The following is a 17,509-nucleotide window of genomic DNA, read 5'->3' on the forward strand; positions in this document are numbered from 1 at the left end:
GTCGGTCTGCTCGCCGTCGCCGTCCCCGCGCTTGCCGGGCCGCAGACGATGGTGATCGGCTATCTCGGCGAACAGCGCAAACTGCCTCTATCTCTTGGGCCGTTGGACGAGGCCGTCACCGATGATGGTCTGCAAGGTGCCAGGCTGGGCATTGCCGACGACGCCGGCACGGGCCGCTTTCTCGGCCAGCAATTTCGTCTGCAAGAAAAGGTTCTCAAGCCGGGCGAAGCGCCTGCCGAAGCTGTCAACGCGTTCGCAGCCGCCGGCATCAGCTTCATTGTTGCCGATCTCGATGCCGCGCAATTGCTGCAGGCGAGCGCAGCGTCTGGTGCCCAGCGGATGACGCTGTTCAACAGCCGCGACCCTGATGACGGCCTGCGTCAGGAGAACTGCCGAAGAAACATTCTGCACACCATTCCGAGCCGCGCCATGCTGGCCGACGCCTTGGCGCAATACCTGGTCTGGAAAGGCTGGCAGCACTGGTTCCTGCTGACTGGTCCGCATCCCGACGACTTGGCCATGGCGGCGGCCTTTCGACGGGCAGCGACGCGTTTCGGGGCGCAGATCACCATCGACAAACCTTGGACGTTTCGGCCCGCCAACGGCCGCGCCGACACTGGACATGTCACGCTGCAGACCGAGATCCCTGCCGCAACGCAGGTTGGCGACTATGATGTTCTGGTCGTCGCCGATGAAGCCGACGAATTCGGCGCCTATCTCGAGGGGCGCACCGCCTTGCCGAGGACGGTGGCCGGGACGCAAGGGCTTGTCGCGACCGGCTGGAGCGCGGTCGACCAAGAATGGGGCGCCACGCAGCTCCAGGACCGCTTTCACAAGCAGGCCGGACGCTGGATGCTGCCCAGCGATTACGCTGCCTGGCTGGCGGTCAGAAGCATCGGCGAGGCGGCAACGCGGCTGCACAGCCTCGATCCGACTGCGATAGCAAAGTATCTGCGCGGCGACGATTTCCTGCTCGCCGGCTTCAAGGGGCAAGGGCTGAGTTTCCGTCCGTGGGACGGGCAGATGCGCCAGCCCATTCTGATCGCAGGCCCGCGGCTGCTCGTTTCCAGTTCGCCACAACCGGGTTTTCTGCATCAGCGCACGCCGCTCGACACTCTGGGCATCGACCTGGAGGAGAGCACATGCAGATTCTGATCACGCTCGTTCTGATGCTAATCCTTGTCCCTCCCGCGGCGGCCGAGACGATTTACGTCTCCAACGAGCAGGACAACACCGTCGCGGTCGTCGACGGTGCGACCATGACACTGCAGGCGGCGATCGACGTCGGTCGGCGCCCGCGCGGAATGGCGCTTTCGGTTGACAAGAAGACGCTGTTCGTTGCCGAAGGCGACGACAACCGCATCGACGTGGTCGATCTCGCCAAGCGGCAGGTCGTCGGTCAACTGCCTTCGGGCGCCGATCCGGAATTCTTTGTCGTGCACCCGGACGGCAAGCGGCTCTTCGTCGCCAATGAGAACGACAACCAGGTCTCGGTGGTGGATATAGCTGGCGCCAAAATCATCGGCACAGTCGATGTCGGCGTCGAGCCGGAGGGGATGGCGGTCAGCGCCGATGGCCGAGCCGTTGCCTGCACGTCGGAGACAACGAGCATGGTCCATCTCATCGATGCCGCTACGCTCGAACTCATCGACAATCTGCTCGTCGACACGCGCCCGCGCGCCGTGGCGTTCTCGGTGGACGGCAAGCAATTATGGGTGTCGTCCGAAATCCGAGGCACCGTCACCGTCTTCGACACCGCGACACGCGCTCAAACGGGCAAGATCGAGTTCGAGGTGCCGGGTATCCGGCGTGAGGGCGTGCAAGCGGTCGGCATCGAGATGTCACGCGACGGCGCGACTGCCTATGTCGCGCTCGGCCCGGCCAACAGGATTGCCGAGGTCGACACGAAGACATTCACGGTCAGGCGCCTCTATCTCGTCGGCCAGCGACCCTGGCATGTCGCGCTCTCTGACGACCAGAAGCAACTGATCAGCGCCAACGGCAACTCCGGCGACATCTCCTTCATCGACCTGGAGAATCAGGAGGTCGTGAAATCGCTGCCGGTGGGGCGCGGTCCATGGGGCGTCGTGATCGGCCCATGAACGCCCTGGCCGTCGAGAATCTGAGCCACAATTTCGGAACCCGCCAGGTTCTTCAGAATGTCTCGTTCACTGTGGCTGAAGGCAGAATGTGTATCCTGCTTGGCCGTAACGGCGCCGGTAAGACGACGTTGTTCTCGCTGGTGACCGGTCTCTATTACGCGCGCACCGGGCTGGTGCGCGTCTTCGATATGGCGATGCAGGCGAACCCTTCCGCCGCGCTCGCGCAAATGGGCGTCGTCTTCCAGTTGCCGACGCTCGATCTCGATCTGACGGCGGGCGAGAACCTGCGCTACCACGCCGCGCTGCACGGACTTCCGATGGAACTGAGCAAGGCGCGCTCACGGGAGGAATTGAGCCGCCTCGAAGTGCTGGACAGGATCGACGATCGGACCCGCGCGCTATCCGGCGGCCAGCGCCGGCGCGTGGAGATTGCGCGGGCGCTGATGCACCGCCCGCGCCTGCTGCTGCTCGACGAGCCGACCACCGGGCTTGACGTGCCGGGACGGCGCGCGCTCGAGCAGCATGTAAGGGACCTTTGCCGCGAGCGTGGCATTGCCGTGCTGTGGGCGACGCATTTCCTTGAAGAGGTGGCGGCCGACGATGATGTCGTGGTGCTGGATCGGGGGAGGGTGTGCTGGACCGGCCTCGCGGACCGCATCGTGCCCGAGCTCGGCGTAGGAAGCGTCGCTGAAGCATTCGCCTTGCTGACGGGTTCGCCATGAAAGTCGATCACGCATTACGGGCACTCGACGGCATCTTGCGGCGGGAAATGCTGCGCTCGCTCCGGCAGCGCGCGCGCCTTTTCTCCGCAATGGTGAGGCCGCTGGTCTGGCTGGCGATTTTCGCGGCCGGCTTCCGCTCCGTTCTCGGCCTGTCGATCACGCCGCCCTACCAGACCTATGTTCTTTACGAGGTCTATGTAGTGCCTGGGCTGGCGGCCATGATGCTGCTGTTCCATGCCATGGCGAGCTCGTTGGCCATGGTCTATGACCGCGAGATGGGCAGCATGCGCCTGTTGCTGACGGCCCCGCTGCCGCGCTGGTACCTGCTTGCCGCGCGCCTGCTGGCTAGCGTGATTGTCGGCCTGCCGCTCGTCTATCTGTTTCTTTTCGTGTCGCGCTTCTGGGACGTGCGGCCGCCGATCCTGGGCTATGTCGCCGTGTTCCCGGCGCTCGTGCTGTCGGGCTTGATGCTCGGCGCGTTCGGTCTGTTGGTCTCCTCGATGTCCACTCAGATGGAAAACTTCGCCGGCGTGATGAACTTCGTCATCTTCCCGATGTTCTTCGCCTCGACAGCACTTTATCCGATCTGGCGCCTCGCTGAAGCCGGTCCGGTGCTGGCGACGATCGCCGCCTGGAATCCGTTCAGCTCGGCGGTCGAGTTGATCCGCTTCGCGCTCTACTTGCGCTTCGACATGGTTTCCATGCTCGTCGTTGTCGCCTGTCTCGTGGCATTCTTCCTCGCGGCGGTGGCCGGCTATGATCCCGGCCGCGGCCTGTGGTCCCGGCGCGGCGGCGAGGGCTGATCATCTGAGGGCATAGAGATAGGCCGCGATGTCGCGCGCCTGCTGCTCGGTGATCCTTGTCGAGGGCATGGCGGTGTGCGGGTTGATTTCCCGTGCCGAGCGGATCCAGCGGATCAGGTTCTCCGGGTTGTTCGCCAGCACACCGCCGATATAGACGCGCCCGGCAAGGCTGCCGTCGAGCTGCGGCCCGACCTGGCCTTGCGCCCCCGGCACGCCGGGAATCGTATGGCAGCCTGAGCAGCCATTCGCTGTCATGATCGGAATGGCCCGCGCGCCCACCCCGCCGGTCGCCACATCCGCCTCGTGTTGGACACGCTCGCGCCGGTCGAACCACAAGGTCGTCGCCGCGATTACGACCACCAGAAGCACGATCGCGACGAGGACGCCCCCGAGCAGCCTAGCCAGGTCGGAGCGCATGCGCCGCCTCCCTCGTTGCGCTGTTGCTTATCCAGAGGCCGGCGAGCAGCAAAGCGGCTCCGCCGTAGATCAACCCGGCGGGAACCCACATCACCAGCCCCGCCAGTTGCTGGTCCTCGAGCGGGCTAAGCCCCCAAAGCGCTGCGCCGGAACCATTCTCTGGGTACCAGAGTCTTGGCGAGACCAGCAGCAGGACGCCGAGCAAGCCGGTGTGAAGCGAGGTGAAGAACAGATGCATGACGGAAATGCCATAGGTCTGCTGGCGCCCGGAGCGCGGCAGGAGCACCCACCAGAACAGCAAGGCGGTGCCGAGGAAGCTCGCATGCTGCGCATAATGCAGCGCCCCCTGCTGCAGCGCTGCCTCGAACAGCACCGGGACATGCCAGATCCAGATTGCTATCCCATGAAGGATCGTCGCGCTGAGCGGGCGAGCGGCGAAGACCCAGAGCGCCTGCAGCACCTTGCCATGGGTGAACTTTCCCGTCCCTCGGCGCAGTGTGGCCGGCAATGCCCACATCAAGGGCGCGCCGGGGCAAGCGGCGACAAGCAGCGGCGCCGCCACGGCCATCAGAAATTCGTGCTCGATCATATGGGCAGAAAACACCCGCTCGCCGAGCGCATGGATGGGGCTCACCAGCGCAACGGCCAGCACGCCCCAGCCGGCCGCGAACAGCAGAGCTTGCCGCAGCCGTTCGGGACGGCCGCGGCCGCTGCGACGCCATAGACGGCCCGCGCCGATCCCGTAGATCAGAGCGATCGCCGCCAAGGGAAGCGTGATGGGAAACGCCAATGTCCATCCGGCGTCCGGCGCGCCGGCGCCGTAGCATATCGAGGTCGAGAAGAAGGTGTCGAAGCTCATCGCAGGCACTCGTCGAGGATGAGCGCGGCGCTGCCCTGCATGATGATGACGAGGGCGAACAGCAATGCGGCGAGAATGCCGAGATTGGCGACGAAACGCTCGGTGTCTCGCGTGCGCTCCGGTTTGAATGCCGCGCCGCCTTGCCGCTTAGCCCGCCATGACAGCGCGCCGCCAAGCAGGGAAAAGACCGCGAGCAGCAGCGCCACCGGTAGCACCACCTGGACCTGGCGATTGCACTGCCAATGCACGAGGGCGTAGTTCACCTGCGTCGAGATTGCCCAGGCCAAAGGGCCCGACAACAAACCTCCCCATGACGTGCCCAGCCGCAGCGCGCGCATCTCAGCCTAACCTCGGCAGCCAGTAGATGAGCAGGTAAATCGGAATCCAGGTGAGGACCACGAAATCCCAATAGAAGGCATTGTCGCCGACATCGCCAAAGCGACGGCCGCTATAGCCATGGTGCGTGAACATCAGCACCGTCAGGACAATCGTGTCGCCAACATCGGTGATCAGATGCGTGGTGTGGAGACCAAGCAGCACCCAGAGCATCGAGCCGTAGGCGTTCGTGTCCCAATAGATATTCAGGGCGGGGAACTCGAACCAGCGTACGACAAGAGGCGCGAGACCGAGCAGCGACATCACCACCATGCCGATCCTCACCGGCCCCATGGCGCATTGCTTGGCATAGCGGTTGAGCAGGTGGTTGGGCACCAGGCTGACGACGAGAAGCAGCGTCACGATGGTTCCCGGCCAATGATTGGGCACCGGTGCGCTCAGGCGCCAGTTGGGCCACAAGGTGACGAGGTAGAGGTAGGCGCCGGCGGCCAGCGCGAAGCCCATGCCTTCCAGCGCCATGAAACCGAGCGTGCCCCACCAGGTCGGGCTGCGCGGGCCATGCCCAAAGGTCGGGAGGCCGGCAAGATCGAGAGCAGGACTCTGGTTCATTCCTCGTCCTCCGGATCGCCCTTGGGCCAAAACCATCCGACCAGGGTGACGGCGATCGGCGCGGCGCCCCAGACGATCGCCCACGGCGTGAAGATCGAATAGAGGAAGGTGGCCCCGACCGCGATCGCCGCGAAAAGCGGCCAGATCGACGGCGTCGCCGATTTTTCGCGGATGTCGGGATAGGCTTCCGCCACGGTGGAGACGAGCAATTCGCGAACGTCGACGCGAAGCCCGGTCGCGACGGGAAGCGCCCCACGTTCGGCCCAGAGCGGCTCGACATTGGTCACGACCGGAATGCGCGCGAAATTATAGCTGGGCGGCGGCGAGGAGGTCGCCCATTCAAGCGTGCCCGCGTCCCAGGGATTGTCGCCCGCGGGCGCGCCCCTTAGCGCGCCATGGACCAAGTTGAAGGCGAACAGCACGAAGCTCAGGAAGAAGAGCACCGCGCCGGCGCTGATGAAGAGATTGATGTTTCCCCAGCCGAGCTCGGCCGGATAGGTATAGACCCTGCGCGGCATGCCCCACAGGCCGACGATGTGCATGGGGAAGAATGCCGCGTTGAAGCCGATCATCGCCAGCCAGAAATGCCAGCGCCCGAGGCGCTCGCTCATCATGCGGCCGGTGATCTTGGGGAACCAGAAATAGGCGGCTGCGAGCAGCGGGAAGACCGAGCCGCCGATCAGCACATAGTGGAAGTGAGCGACGACGAAATAGGTGTCGTGCACCTGCAGGTCGAGCGGCACGGAGGCGAGCATGACGCCGGTGAGGCCGCCGATGACGAAGGTGAAGAAGAAGCCGAAGACGAACAGCACCGGCGTGCGGATCACCGGCCTGCCGTCCCAGAGAGTGGCCAGCCAGCAGAAGATCTGAACGCCGTTGGGGATGGCGATCAGCATGCTGGACGCGGTGAAGAAGCTGGCGCCGAGCTTCGGCAGCCCGATCGCGAACATGTGGTGGACCCAGAGGCCGAACGACAGGAAACCGACCGCGATCAGCGACAGGACCAGCCCGAGATGGCCGAAGGCCGGGCGGCGGGCGAAAGCGGGAATGATCGCCGAGACCATGCCCGTCGCCGGCAGGAAGATGATGTAGACTTCGGGATGGCCGAAGAACCAGAACAGGTGCTGGAACAGCAGCGCGTCGCCGCCCTCGGCCGGGTTGAAGATATGCGTGCCGACGAGCCGGTCGAGGATCAGGAACGTCGAGGTGATCATCACCGCAGGCATCGCGAAGACGACGACGAAGGACGTGACCAGGAGGGCCCAGACATAGAGCGGGATCTTGTCCAACGACATGCCTGGCGCGCGTTGCTTGAACACGGTCACGATGGTCGCAACCGCGACTGCCAATGAGGACACTTCGGTATAGGTGATCATCTGCGCCCAGACGTCGGCGCGCTTGCCTGGACCGTATTCCGGTCCGGACAGCGGTACATAGGCAAACCAGCCGACATCCGGCGCCATCGCGAGGGCGAAGGACACCCAGGCGAAGAGGCCGCCTGAAACATAGATCCAATAGCTGAAGGCGTTGAGGCGGGGAAATGCGATGTTGCGGGTGCCAACCATCAACGGCACCAGATAGATGCCGGTCGCCTGTACGATGGGCACGGCGAACAGGAACATCATGGTGACGCCGTGCATCGTGAACAGCTGATTGTAGAGATCCGGGCCGACGAGCCCGCGCCGCGGGCCTGAGAGCTGGACGCGCATGACGACGGCGTTGAGCCCGCCCAGACACAGAAACAGGAAGGCGGTGATCAGATAGCGGCGTGCGATGACCTTGTGATCGACGCTCGACAGCGCGCCGATGATGCCGGGGGGCGTGCGCCATGTGCGCGCCAGCCAGCGATGCAGGCTGGCATCGTCCATGCCTGTGTCGCGCGGTCCGTCACGCTCTGGCGCTATATCGCCTTTGGCGGACGTTTCGCGCTCTGGCGTCAGATCGCGTTCGCTGGTGAGATCCGCGCTGCTCATTTCAGCCCCTCAAGATAGGCGACAATGGCATTGAGTTCGTCGCCGCTCAGATCGACCACCGGCATGTGCGAGCCGGGCTTCACGCCCTGTGGGTCGGCGATCCAGGTGGCGAGATTGCCCCGGCTCATCATCAATGTCCCGGCCGCGAGCGTCTGCCGGCTGGCGACATGGGTGAGATCGGGCGCGACCGTTCCGCCGGCAGGCGTGCCGCCGATCTTGTGACACATCACGCAGGGGCGTTTCAGGAAGAGCTCCCCGCCGGCTTTTGCCTCGTCGCTCGTTGGAGCAGCGGCCGGCTGCAACTGGTCGTTCCACCAGGCGTCGAATTTTGCGCGCGGCTCGGCGATGATGAAGGTGCCCATATTCGCGTGCTGCGCGCCGCAAAACTCGGCGCATTGGCCCCGGTAGATGCCGGGCTTGTCGGCTTTGATATCGAGCACATTCATTCGGCCGGGAATGAGGTCTAGCTTGCCGGACAGGCTTGGAACCCAGAAGGAGTGGATAACGTCGGTCGAGGTGAGAAGAAGCCGCACAGGTTCGCCGGCGGGAATATGGATCTCGTTCGCCGTGGTCAGGATGCGGCTCGGCGTGGCATCTTCGTAGCGCACCTCCCACCACCATTGATGGCCGGTGACGCGAATGGTCAGCGCGGCGTCCGAGCCGATCGCCGCAAGCGTCCTGTTGGCGAAGAAGCTGAGCAAGGTCAGTCCGACCAGGATCACGGCGGTCAGCCCGACGGCAATCATCACCACGCGCAGCTTGCGATTGTCGGCGCCGGCGTCGAGCACGAGCGGGTCGGCATGCAGCCGCGAGCGCATCAACAACGGCATGGCAAGGGCGATCATCACCAGCACCCACACCACCGCGCAGAGGCCGGTGAAGAACCAGATCAGCCATGCGAGCTCGCTCGCCGCCGGGCCTTTGGGGTCGAGCGCCGATTGCCAGCCTGCGCATCCCTGAAGAAGCAGGGCGATTGCCGTGGCGAACGCAATCGAGGCGCGGTGTTTCACGGCGACTTCCCCAGCGTGGCGGCATCCGGCATGCGGTTTTCGGATGGATGCACCATCATGTCGTCATTGCGCGAGGGCGCGGCGGAGGAGGGCGCGTTGCCGCTCAAGGAGCGAACGAAGGCCGCAAGCTCCCAGATCTGGTCGTCCGGGATCTTGTCGCGGAAGCTCGGCATGCCGTTCGGACGGCCATCGCGGATCGTGGCATGGATGCTTTCCATCGAGTCGCCGTAGATCCACTTCTCATCCATCAAAGCCGGGCCCATGCCGCCGCCGCCATTGGCATGGCACCCCGAACAGTTGAACCAGCCGAACAGGCGCTTGCCTTCGCTCAGATGAAAGGCATTGGCCTCGAAGCTCGCCGCTTTGTTGTCCGTGGGGGATGGCCGCTGCCCACCAGGTTCCAGCGTCGTCACCGGCGTCGGCCGCTCGCCGGAGCCGAGCGCCGATTGCGGGCGCGTGTCCCGCTCTTCGCGCTGGCAGGCAGCAAGGGCCAGTGATGCGGACAGGAGCAGTGCGATGACCGGCCTCATCGCACCGGGCTCCCGGAGGCATCGAGGCGCGGCACGCCATATTGAGCCAGCAAGGCGTCTATCTCGGCCTTGTGCCTGGCCAAGGCGCCGTTCACATCGCCACGCAGCGCATCGTCCTCGCGGCGCACGCCCATGGAGATGTCGTAAATCATGGGCAGTTGCGGGCCGTCTATGCGCGGCGTGACCGGCGTGATGCGCAGCGGCACCTTCTGCTTCTGGGCGAAATAGCCGGCAAGCGGCCCCCATACCACTGCGAGATCGATCTCGCCGCTCGCCACCGCATCGACGATGCGCGCCGGCGGATTGGGAGCGGCGTAGTCGCCATAGACGGGGTAGCCGATGAGATGCCCGACGATGCCGCGGCGGCTAAGCGCCCGGACAGGAGGCGAGTTGGCACCGTCGTCGCCGATGAGCTGAACGCCGATACGCAGGCCTCGCAATCGCGGATCGTTGAAGGAGGTCACGTCCGGGCCGTCCTGGCGCGTAAGGAAGACATAGGACGACCGGTAGTAGGGCGTGGTGGTGCGCAGCATTTCGAGATTGGCGGGCGTGCCGGGCACGAGATCACAAAGCCCCGCCTTCAGCGTGTTGCGCACGAAGCCGCGGCGCTGCGCCCACCAAGTATAGGTCAGTTTGGCGCCGAGATCGTCGGCGATGATCTCGGCGATCCTGTTCTCGAAACCCTGACCGGCCGCGTTGGAGAAGGGCAAGTTGTTCGGGTCAGCGCAGACCCTGAGCTCGCGAGCGCTGGCGGTCGCCGGCAAGAGTAGCAAGGCGAGCGCGGCGATGCCGAGCGCGATCCGCGTGAGCAGCTTCTGGGCCACGCCGTGGATCAAGCCGAACACATCAGGGCAGACGGAACACATACAGCGTGCCTCCCGCCGTGGTCGCGTTCTTCAGGTCCTTCATAACATTGACGAAACCGAGCGCCGCGGTGGCGTCGCGCGGGTCGAGGTCGCCCGAAACGATGGCGCCGGCCCAGCCGCCGACGCCGGATAAGATGGCGACATATTGGTGGCCGTCCGGGCCGCGATAGGTGATGGGTTGGCCGATGATGCCGGACGAGGTCTTGAACTGCCAAAGCAGGTCGCCGGTCTTGGCGCTCACCGCCTTGAACCAGCCTTCCATCGTTCCGTAGAAGACCACGTCGCCGGCGGTCACGACCGCGCCGCTCCACACCGGGAAATTCTCTTTAAGGCTCCAGGCGGGTTTTTCGGCGGCGATATCCCAGGCCGTGAAGGCGCCGCGATTGCCGCCGGCCCGGGGATCATGCGGACGTTCATTCCGACATAGGGCGTGCCGGCGATGTAGTTCACCTCGACGCCCTCTTCGTCCATGCACAGATTGTTGTGCGGGATGTAGAGCAGGCCGGTCTTCGGCGAAAAGGCCGAAGGCTGCCAGTCCTTGAGGCCCGAGGCGGTCGGGCAGATGTCGCGGACAACCTTGCCGGTACCCGTCAGCTTGTCCGGGTTTTCTATCAGGCGGCCGGTCTTGAGGTCGACGCCCTTGCTGGAATTAACGGGGCCATAAGGTTTTGCGGACAGGACTTCGCCGGTCGTCCGGTCGAGGACGTAAAGATAGCCGTTGCGTTCCGGGCGGACGAGCACCTTGCGCGGCTTGCCCTGCCAATTCATGTCGAGCAGGACCTGCTCGTTGATGCCGTCATAATCGTGAAGATCGTGCGGGGTCCACTGGTAGAACCATTTCGCCGCTCCGGTATCGGCATCTCGGGCAAAGATGCCTGACGTCCATTTGTTGTCGCCGGGCCGCAAATCGGGATTCCAGGGGCCGGGATTACCGGTGCCGTGGAAGATCAGGTTGAGATCCGGATCGTAGGAAATCCAACCCCACATGTTGCCGCCACCGATCTTCCAGGCTTCCGGCGGCCATGTCGTGACGCCGAGGTCCTTGCCCTTGTCCATGTCGTAATGCGGCTTGAAGTCGGGTCCGATCAGCACCTCCTTGTCGGGACCGGTGTTGTAAGCCGTCCAGACGACATGACCGTCGCCGGCGTCGAGCGCCTTGACCCAGCCGCGCACGCCCATCTCGCCGCCGGAATTGCCGACGAGCACTTTGCCCTTCACCACCAGCGGCGCCATGGTGATGGTCTCGCCAATATTGATGTTGGCGATATGGGCGTTCCAGATCGGCTGGCCGGTGTTCGCGTCGAGCGCGATGGTGTGGCCGTCCAGCGTGTTGAAGAAGATGCGCCCGTCCGCGAAGGCCGCGCCACGGGTGACCACGTCGCAGCAGGCAACCCCTTGCGCGGCCGGCTCGGGGTTGGGCTCGTATTTCCATTTCATCGGCGCGCCGGGCTTGGAGAGGTCGAGCGCGTAGACGACGTTCGGAAATGGCGTCACGATATACATCGTGTTGCCGATCACCAGCGGCGCCGCTTCCTGGCCCTTGTTCACCCCGGTCGAGAAGGTGAAGGCGACCTGCAGGTTCTTGACGTTGCCTTCGTTGATTTCGGCAAGCTCGCTATAGCGGGTCGAGGCGTAGTTCTTGGCCGGCATCGTCCAATGCCCGTCATCGGGCGGTGCGGCCGTGGCAGGCGGAGAGATCGCAGGTGCTGGCGGGGTCTGTGAAGCAGCCGTCAGCAAGGGCGCGCAGACCAGCAGCGTGGCAGTAAGAACGCCAAAATGTTTTCGAAATGCCGGCGCGCGGTCCGTACATACCGGGTCACCGCAGAATGCTGCAAGTTGCGTTGCTTGCTTCATTTCGGCGTCGAACCTCCGACGCCGGAGCCGATTTCCGCCGCAATGTCGGCCTCGTGGCCGGCGCATAGCGGATGACCCCAGCCGGAGGCGCTTTTTCCGCCGGGGTCGAGATCGTAGATGATGGCGTCCTTGCGATTGGGATTAACACCCGCAGGAACCTTGTCCAACCCGAGGGCCGCGCGAACGCGCCAGGCGACATTATGGTCCGCGCAGGAGGAATCGCCGCTGACACCGAGGCCACCGACAATGGCCTTGCCGTCATACAGAGCCAGGCCTCCGCCGAACACGACAAGGCCTCCGATCGGTTTGCCGATCAGCGGGTCACTGGCGCTGCCGAACGTCTTCGGGTCGCCTGTGTAAGCCGCTGCCTGGTTGACGGGGTTTGTGGCCTGCAGGCCGAACAGCGGCCCACCGGGCTGCACCCCCGCGTAGAGATTGGCTGTCGAAAGCGCCATGTTCGCCAGGCTGAGCCCATTGGCCGTGTTCGCTTTCTCGGCCGCAATCAGCCGGCTGCCCGGCCACTGCGCATCGGCCGTCGGCCCGCTGAAGGCGACCGCGCAGACGGTGCCGTCGCGAGCTACGATCGCTGCCCATTCATTGGTCTCGAAGCCGCCATTCGCGGGGCCGCCGCTCGCCTTGACATTGGCCTTCAAGGCCGAGAGCAGCTTGTCGTGATCGGCCGGGCAGGGCGCCTGGGCCCGAGCAGTGCCTTGCTGCATCGAGCCAAATGCCAAGACAAGCAGGCCCAGAGCTAGTGACAAAAACCGACGATGAGCCATGACCCGAAAACGTTTGTTGATGTTACCGAACTGACAATCGGCCACTTTGTTCCTCGAACATCGCGAAGGGTTGCACTGGCGAGGTTGGCTGGCCGAGATGAGCGATCGGCGGCTCGGGGAGCTTGCGCTATCCGCTTCCCTGCGAGTCCGATACAGCAGGATTTCTGAACACAAGTCCGATCTGGGCGTTACAGGAGATGGTCGTCGGTATCCTGCAATTCGGCATCGGAACCCTTGTGGTCTGGTTCACGCTTCGCGATGTCTTTGATACCGTCGTTGTTCCGGGCGAGAGCCGGGCGTCCCTGCGTCTCGCAAGCCGTATGGTTTTCGCCGGCTTGTTCGGGCTGCGCCATACGCGCAGGCCCGGCGCCGCCATTCCGGCGGCCTTCGCGCCTTTCGTGCTGGTAGCGTCCTTCACCGGCTGGATGCTGCTTCTCATTTTCGGTTTCGGGCTGATGGTGGCTGCGCTGAGCGGTTGGTACCGGCCCGCGGTACCGACTTTCTCCCAGGCGGTATTCGTCGCGGGAAGCAGCCTGGTGACGGTCGGCCTTAGCGAAACGGACGCGACCGGTCCTGCCCGTTGGGTCAACATCGCGGCGGGATTTTGCGGCCTGTCGGTCATGACGATGGCCGTCACTTACCTGCTTCAGGTGCAGACCAGCATCGGCAGGCGTGACTCCGGCATCCTCAAGATCACCACCGCGTCAGGCGATCCGCCGTCCGCGATCGCGCTGCTGGAACGCTATGCTTCACTCGGTTGCAAGGATGAGCTGCAACAGGTGCTCGTAAAGGGCAGGGACTGGTGCGCCGAGGTGCTGCAGAGCCATGCATCGCACCCGTTCCTGATTTATTTCCGATCCCTGGAAACCGGTGCGGGGTGGCCTGCCACGCTCGCCGCGTTGTTGGACCTTGCTGCCGTTCTCGAAGCAATCGATGAGCCCAGCCTGCGCGGCAAGGCCATTCTGCTGCGTGAGGAAGGCACTCACCTTGCTGACGAGCTGAGCAAACTGCTGCGGCTCGACATCGACCACCCGGAAACCGATAGAGAGCCGCTGCAGCAGGTCTTGGAACGTGCGGCAAGGGCAGGCTACGGAAACCCAACACGGCGTAGTTTAGAGCGACTGGGATCGCTCAGAAAACGCTACGTCCCACCGGTCGAAGCCCTTTCGCGTCATCTGGGCAGTCCGCCTGCGCCGCTTCTGCCGAACGACCGCGGTTTGCCACGCGGAGAACTGGCGCAGCTTCCTTGACCCGTCCTCACATTTCGCTGTTGCCGATGATCCCGGCTTCGCCTTCGGCGAGATTGGTGACGTGCGGAGCCTTCGAAGCGTGCAATCGAACGACAGGCGTGCCGGAGCTGTCCTGTCCAAAGAACGCGACGCCGGCGGCCTGCAATACCTGGCGCATGGCAAGCAGTTTTTCCGCCGGAGGCATCCGGCCCCCGCGCTCGAATTCGCGAATGCTTGCTTCGCTCAAATCGCATTTTGCCCCAAGCCGTACCCGGGGCCAGTTCAACAAGGCCCTGGCTGCCATTACCTGCTCTGGCGTTAGAGGAGCCACCAAACATCTCCACTGCTTCTTGATCGTATATCGAACTGAAAGTTCAAGAACATGTTCCCTTGCCCCCAAAATCGCAGGCAACATGCCCCTCGGACCGCTGCCCCTTGGAACAATGATGATCACCTTTCGTTCGGTTGCGATGAAACAGCTTCTTTCAGATTTCGCGGCAATGGCGCAGCCGGGTTATTGGATTGCCCTCGGTCTTCTCTTCATCCCTTATGGAGTGGGCGCGTTTTTCCTCGTGAGGATTTGCCACTGTATGTAACTGCGCGCGTGATGCGATCATGAGCCCGGACGGTCGACGTTGTTCGGCGGGTTTTCTTTTTGCAACTCGGAACAAGCTGCAGTTTGCCCTGTTGAAAAGGTCTGCGACTGTCCCCCTCAAGCGGTCGCAGAATGGTGGAAACACCGGCCCGCGTCCTCGCCGAGGGGCGCGGGTTTCCTTTTCGGGGTACGCCGGAACCAACCGGGATGGTTGGCGGTTCCTTCCCCTCAAAACCGGAGAACGAGTACATGCTTAGATTTATGATCGCCCTCGGCGCGGTGTATGCTGCCTTCAGACTTGGCAGGGATGTCGGGCGCGGTGAGGCTCGGATGCTGTTCAGTGGCCCGGTGGACTACGAGCGGCGGTCATCAGCACGGAGCCGGGAGGAACTCGGCCTTTGGACAAAGTGAATCGGCATCTTATGGTTGGAGCAAGGCGCCGCCGTATTGTGCCCATAGCCGGTCGCAGTCCCATTTTCTCAGGCTCGGCTTTCCCTGCAATCCGTAGAGGACCATCGCACCGCGAACATCGTAGCCCAGCACTGACGCGTTAGCGACAAATTGGATAGCATGTCCCAAGCTGAGGGTGCTGAACCTGGCTTCGGTTTTGGTGGTGAGATCAATGACACCAAAGATTTCCGCATCCCTCCCTCTGCCGGCCAAAACAGCCGACGAGATCGCATCGTCCACGGCAAGGAGCATAGCAAAGTCCCCGTAAGCGCTTCCTAACTTTGGCGCGTGGAATTGGTTCCGCGTCCGGCACGGAATATCGTTTCAGGGAATGAATTGGCGAACCCCGCGATCGAAGACCGCACCAGATAGAAGGCGCTACCGTTGATGTTGCACAAGCAGCGTGGTGGTGAACGCTAACGAACCTCGCTTCTGCGGGTTCTTTCGGTCAATGGGCTGCCTTCTTTTTGGCTGGCGCCTTGGGCTGCCCCGACTTGCCCCTTGAGGCAGCGTCTTTCGAGTGGGCCGACATCGCCGGAGCAGCACCAGTCTTCTTGGCGGCTGACGATCCAGCAGACGCTCTTTTCGGAGCGTCACTCTTCGGCGCAGCTTTTCTTTCACGCGCCTTTTTCGGTTCTTTCTTCGACGAGAAAATGCCGGTGATGCTCTCAATGATGGACATTGGCTGGCCCTCTATTGAAACCGACCAACAATTCCGACCGTCCAGGAATTGTTCCATTGTTGATTCAGTTGCACCTAATGGAACAGAAATCACTCGGCGGGTTTTGGTGGATTGGCAACCAGCGATAGCGCGGGCCTCAGCCGGACCTGATCCGGATAGATCAGGTCCACTGCATACCTTCGGTTTCGGCTTGGCGGATTCTTGGCAATTTGTTACGCAGATGAAGGTCGCTTCGATCTTGAAGCACTTCGTGAATAATATAAGTATATGAAATCATTGGTTTATTAGGAAAATAGCTGGCGGAGAGAGCGGGATTCGAACCCGCGTTACGGTTTCCCGTAAACACACTTTCCAGGCGTGCGCCTTCAACCACTCGGCCACCTCTCCGTCCTTGACATCTCGCGCCGGCCGGTTTTGCCGCGCGGGTTGGGGAGATGCTCCCATGGGAAGTCCTTGACGGATATGTGGTGTGCCTTCAACCGGCGGGCAACCCTTCCCTGCGCCGCTAGCCGTCCAGGCAAACAGGCGCGGGGCTCATCTAGTCGATCCGAAAGCGAATGCCAAGCCATAATGGCGTTGCAAAGGCTTTTGGCCGTGGGTGGCCCCGAAGGCCGCCTCAACGACCGCGTGCCGCGCGTTCGCGTGATGTGTGTGCGCTGACCCGCAGGAGCCGTTCGCGCCTAAGCCGCAGCCTGGTTTCAGGGCGCGTGAGAGGCCGGACAGCCGATCTGCGGCCAATGTCGTGGAAGTCGACAAGGTAACCGCATTGGCGGGGGATGCTCCGCCGTAAGCTTGCGCACGGGTATTGAGCCGGATCAAATTCCCTGCAGCGGTCGCCTTGCTATGTTGCGCGCTTCCCGGGACAAGGTTGAATGCGCATCGCGATCCTGTCTGACATCCATGCCAACCGTGAGGCGTTCGACGCAGTCCTCGGTGTCGTTCGCAAGCAGGCGCCGGACCAGCTGGTTCTGCTTGGCGATCTGGTCGGCTACGGGCCCGATCCTGTCTATGTGGTCGAGAAGGCCGCCGATCTGGTGGAGGGCGGTGCGTTCTGCATCAAGGGCAACCACGATGAAGCGGCGGCTTTGGGCCGGACCGACATGACGGAGAATGCGCGGGTCGCCATCGAGTGGACCCGCGAACGGCTCGCCCGGGAGCATTTCGATTTTCTTGCGCAGTTGCCGCTTTCGCTCCGGTCCGAAGACCGGCTGTATGTTCACGCCAGCGCGGAGCGGCAGGAAAAATGGTTGTATATACGCGACGTCGACGCGGCGGAACGCTGCCTGTCCGCAAGCGATGCGCGCTTCATCTTCTGTGGTCATACCCACATTCCAGCCATTTATTATGCTTTGTCCGGCAGACGGCCGGTTCATTTTCGGCCGCTCGACAATGTCGCGGCACCCTTGTCCGAGCTCAGGCGGCATCTTGTCGTCGTCGGGGCGGTCGGCCAGCCGCGTGATGGCAACCCATCCGCCTGCTTCGCGCTTCTCGACACGGAGCGGCGCGAGGTGACGATGGTGCGCGTTCCTTACGATCATGAAGAAACCGCTCGCAAGATTCAGGCGTCAGGCTTGCCCGGGTGGCTTGGCATGCGCTTGAAGATCGGCCGCTAGAGCGTTTCACCGTTTCACGGAAACGGCGAACCGCTCTATCTCCTTGTTTTTACGCAATTCCGGACGGAAAAACCGCTCAC

General features: G+C 63.3%; 18 protein-coding genes, 1 tRNA gene and 1 pseudogene. 6 read left to right on the forward strand and 14 right to left on the reverse strand.

The window, feature by feature from the left end:
• The first annotated feature begins 48 nt into the window (after positions 1-48).
• The 4 genes from EN862_RS01690 to EN862_RS01705 are packed head-to-tail and all read left to right on the forward strand — an operon-like array spanning position 49 to position 3,627.
• Positions 49-1,155: a branched-chain amino acid ABC transporter substrate-binding protein gene (locus EN862_RS01690; RefSeq protein WP_245519470.1), complete on the forward strand. Its 1,107-nt coding sequence runs from the start codon at positions 49-51 to the stop codon at positions 1,153-1,155.
• The gene (locus tag EN862_RS01695) at positions 1,143-2,102 is read left to right on the forward strand and encodes a PQQ-dependent catabolism-associated beta-propeller protein (RefSeq protein WP_127864162.1); all 960 of its coding nucleotides are present in this window, start codon (positions 1,143-1,145) and stop codon (positions 2,100-2,102) included. Before EN862_RS01690 ends, EN862_RS01695 begins: the two co-directional genes overlap by 13 nt.
• On the forward strand, positions 2,099-2,824 hold the full coding sequence (locus EN862_RS01700) for an ATP-binding cassette domain-containing protein (RefSeq protein ID WP_127864163.1): 726 nt from the start codon (positions 2,099-2,101) through the stop codon (positions 2,822-2,824). Before EN862_RS01695 ends, EN862_RS01700 begins: the two co-directional genes overlap by 4 nt.
• Positions 2,821-3,627: an ABC transporter permease gene (locus EN862_RS01705; protein WP_127864164.1), complete on the forward strand. Its 807-nt coding sequence runs from the start codon at positions 2,821-2,823 to the stop codon at positions 3,625-3,627. Before EN862_RS01700 ends, EN862_RS01705 begins: the two co-directional genes overlap by 4 nt.
• Here the strand turns inward: EN862_RS01705 and EN862_RS01710 are convergent, their stop codons facing one another.
• The 10 genes and pseudogenes from EN862_RS01710 to EN862_RS01755 all read right to left on the reverse strand — a co-directional run bounded on the left by EN862_RS01710 (position 3,628) and on the right by EN862_RS01755 (position 12,800).
• Complete coding sequence (locus EN862_RS01710; RefSeq protein WP_127864165.1) at positions 3,628-4,044, reverse strand: c-type cytochrome; 417 nt, start codon at positions 4,042-4,044, stop codon at positions 3,628-3,630.
• Complete coding sequence (locus EN862_RS01715; protein ID WP_127864166.1) at positions 4,025-4,903, reverse strand: cytochrome c oxidase assembly protein; 879 nt, start codon at positions 4,901-4,903, stop codon at positions 4,025-4,027. Before EN862_RS01715 ends, EN862_RS01710 begins: the two co-directional genes overlap by 20 nt.
• Positions 4,900-5,241 (reverse strand): hypothetical protein, encoded by a 342-nt coding sequence (locus EN862_RS01720; protein WP_127864167.1) that lies wholly within the window; start codon positions 5,239-5,241, stop codon positions 4,900-4,902. The genes EN862_RS01715 and EN862_RS01720 overlap by 4 nt, the downstream gene beginning before the upstream one ends.
• 1 nt (position 5,242) lies before the next feature.
• Entirely contained in the window at positions 5,243-5,848 is a 606-nt protein-coding gene (locus tag EN862_RS01725; protein WP_127864168.1) for a cytochrome c oxidase subunit 3, read from the reverse strand.
• Positions 5,845-7,821: a cytochrome c oxidase subunit I gene (gene ctaD / locus EN862_RS01730; RefSeq protein WP_127864169.1), complete on the reverse strand. Its 1,977-nt coding sequence runs from the start codon at positions 7,819-7,821 to the stop codon at positions 5,845-5,847. Before ctaD ends, EN862_RS01725 begins: the two co-directional genes overlap by 4 nt.
• The gene (gene coxB / locus EN862_RS01735; RefSeq protein WP_245519471.1) at positions 7,818-8,831 is read right to left on the reverse strand and encodes a cytochrome c oxidase subunit II; all 1,014 of its coding nucleotides are present in this window, start codon (positions 8,829-8,831) and stop codon (positions 7,818-7,820) included. The genes ctaD and coxB overlap by 4 nt, the downstream gene beginning before the upstream one ends.
• Positions 8,828-9,361: a c-type cytochrome gene (locus tag EN862_RS01740; RefSeq protein ID WP_127864170.1), complete on the reverse strand. Its 534-nt coding sequence runs from the start codon at positions 9,359-9,361 to the stop codon at positions 8,828-8,830. The genes coxB and EN862_RS01740 overlap by 4 nt, the downstream gene beginning before the upstream one ends.
• Positions 9,358-10,227, reverse strand: a complete 870-nt coding sequence (locus EN862_RS01745) for a substrate-binding domain-containing protein (RefSeq protein WP_127864171.1) — start codon at positions 10,225-10,227, stop codon at positions 9,358-9,360. The genes EN862_RS01740 and EN862_RS01745 overlap by 4 nt, the downstream gene beginning before the upstream one ends.
• Positions 10,208-12,081 (reverse strand): annotated as a pseudogene (locus tag EN862_RS01750) (methanol/ethanol family PQQ-dependent dehydrogenase). Before EN862_RS01750 ends, EN862_RS01745 begins: the two are co-directional and overlap by 20 nt.
• A complete protein-coding gene (locus EN862_RS01755) occupies positions 12,078-12,800 on the reverse strand; it encodes a heme-binding protein (RefSeq protein WP_127864172.1) in 723 nt (240 codons plus the stop codon). The pseudogene EN862_RS01750 and the gene EN862_RS01755 overlap by 4 nt, the downstream one beginning before the upstream one ends.
• A 257-nt stretch (positions 12,801-13,057) precedes the next feature.
• Here EN862_RS01755 and EN862_RS01760 point away from each other — a divergent pair, with 257 nt between their 5' ends.
• Positions 13,058-14,110, forward strand: a complete 1,053-nt coding sequence (locus tag EN862_RS01760) for a hypothetical protein (protein ID WP_127864173.1) — start codon at positions 13,058-13,060, stop codon at positions 14,108-14,110.
• Positions 14,111-14,117: 7 nt separating this feature from the next.
• On the opposite strand, the gene EN862_RS01765 is transcribed toward EN862_RS01760, so the two are convergent.
• The 4 genes from EN862_RS01765 to EN862_RS01780 all read right to left on the reverse strand — a co-directional run bounded on the left by EN862_RS01765 (position 14,118) and on the right by EN862_RS01780 (position 16,203).
• A complete protein-coding gene (locus EN862_RS01765) occupies positions 14,118-14,393 on the reverse strand; it encodes a helix-turn-helix transcriptional regulator (RefSeq protein ID WP_127864174.1) in 276 nt (91 codons plus the stop codon).
• Between the two features lie 711 nt (positions 14,394-15,104).
• Positions 15,105-15,386, reverse strand: a complete 282-nt coding sequence (locus EN862_RS01770; RefSeq protein WP_127864175.1) for a hypothetical protein — start codon at positions 15,384-15,386, stop codon at positions 15,105-15,107.
• Between the two features lie 196 nt (positions 15,387-15,582).
• Positions 15,583-15,816 (reverse strand): hypothetical protein, encoded by a 234-nt coding sequence (locus EN862_RS36540; RefSeq protein WP_127877182.1) that lies wholly within the window; start codon positions 15,814-15,816, stop codon positions 15,583-15,585.
• A gap of 297 nt (positions 15,817-16,113) precedes the next feature.
• A tRNA-Ser gene (locus EN862_RS01780) sits at positions 16,114-16,203 on the reverse strand.
• A 485-nt stretch (positions 16,204-16,688) separates the two neighbouring features.
• On the opposite strand from EN862_RS01780, the gene EN862_RS01785 reads away from it, so the two are divergent.
• Positions 16,689-17,429, forward strand: coding sequence for a metallophosphoesterase family protein (locus EN862_RS01785; protein ID WP_127864177.1), 741 nt, complete (start codon positions 16,689-16,691; stop codon positions 17,427-17,429).
• Positions 17,430-17,509 lie beyond the last annotated feature (80 nt).

Origin of the sequence: Mesorhizobium sp. M2E.F.Ca.ET.219.01.1.1 (assembly GCF_004016445.2) — a bacterium.
Taxonomy (GTDB): domain Bacteria; phylum Pseudomonadota; class Alphaproteobacteria; order Rhizobiales; family Rhizobiaceae; genus Mesorhizobium.

Excerpts from the sequence above, each read along its gene's own strand:
- EN862_RS01740 (WP_127864170.1), bottom strand. The coding sequence starts at position 9,361 with ATGAGGCCGGTCATCGCACTGCTCCTGTCCGCATCACTGGCCCTTGCT.
- EN862_RS36540 (WP_127877182.1), bottom strand. The coding sequence starts at position 15,816 with ATGTCCATCATTGAGAGCATCACCGGCATTTTCTCGTCGAAGAAAGAA.
- EN862_RS01725 (WP_127864168.1), bottom strand. The coding sequence starts at position 5,848 with ATGAACCAGAGTCCTGCTCTCGATCTTGCCGGCCTCCCGACCTTTGGG.
- EN862_RS01715 (WP_127864166.1), bottom strand. The coding sequence starts at position 4,903 with ATGAGCTTCGACACCTTCTTCTCGACCTCGATATGCTACGGCGCCGGC.
- EN862_RS01770 (WP_127864175.1), bottom strand. The coding sequence starts at position 15,386 with ATGCTCCTTGCCGTGGACGATGCGATCTCGTCGGCTGTTTTGGCCGGC.
- EN862_RS01760 (WP_127864173.1), top strand. The coding sequence starts at position 13,058 with ATGGTCGTCGGTATCCTGCAATTCGGCATCGGAACCCTTGTGGTCTGG.
- EN862_RS01785 (WP_127864177.1), top strand. The coding sequence starts at position 16,689 with ATGCGCATCGCGATCCTGTCTGACATCCATGCCAACCGTGAGGCGTTC.
- EN862_RS01705 (WP_127864164.1), top strand. The coding sequence starts at position 2,821 with ATGAAAGTCGATCACGCATTACGGGCACTCGACGGCATCTTGCGGCGG.
- EN862_RS01720 (WP_127864167.1), bottom strand. The coding sequence starts at position 5,241 with ATGCGCGCGCTGCGGCTGGGCACGTCATGGGGAGGTTTGTTGTCGGGC.
- EN862_RS01700 (WP_127864163.1), top strand. The coding sequence starts at position 2,099 with ATGAACGCCCTGGCCGTCGAGAATCTGAGCCACAATTTCGGAACCCGC.
- EN862_RS01745 (WP_127864171.1), bottom strand. The coding sequence starts at position 10,227 with ATGTGTTCCGTCTGCCCTGATGTGTTCGGCTTGATCCACGGCGTGGCC.
- EN862_RS01695 (WP_127864162.1), top strand. The coding sequence starts at position 1,143 with ATGCAGATTCTGATCACGCTCGTTCTGATGCTAATCCTTGTCCCTCCC.
- EN862_RS01765 (WP_127864174.1), bottom strand. The coding sequence starts at position 14,393 with ATGGCAGCCAGGGCCTTGTTGAACTGGCCCCGGGTACGGCTTGGGGCA.
- EN862_RS01755 (WP_127864172.1), bottom strand. The coding sequence starts at position 12,800 with ATGCAGCAAGGCACTGCTCGGGCCCAGGCGCCCTGCCCGGCCGATCAC.
- EN862_RS01690 (WP_245519470.1), top strand. The coding sequence starts at position 49 with ATGGTGATCGGCTATCTCGGCGAACAGCGCAAACTGCCTCTATCTCTT.
- EN862_RS01710 (WP_127864165.1), bottom strand. The coding sequence starts at position 4,044 with ATGCGCTCCGACCTGGCTAGGCTGCTCGGGGGCGTCCTCGTCGCGATC.
- ctaD (WP_127864169.1), bottom strand. The coding sequence starts at position 7,821 with ATGAGCAGCGCGGATCTCACCAGCGAACGCGATCTGACGCCAGAGCGC.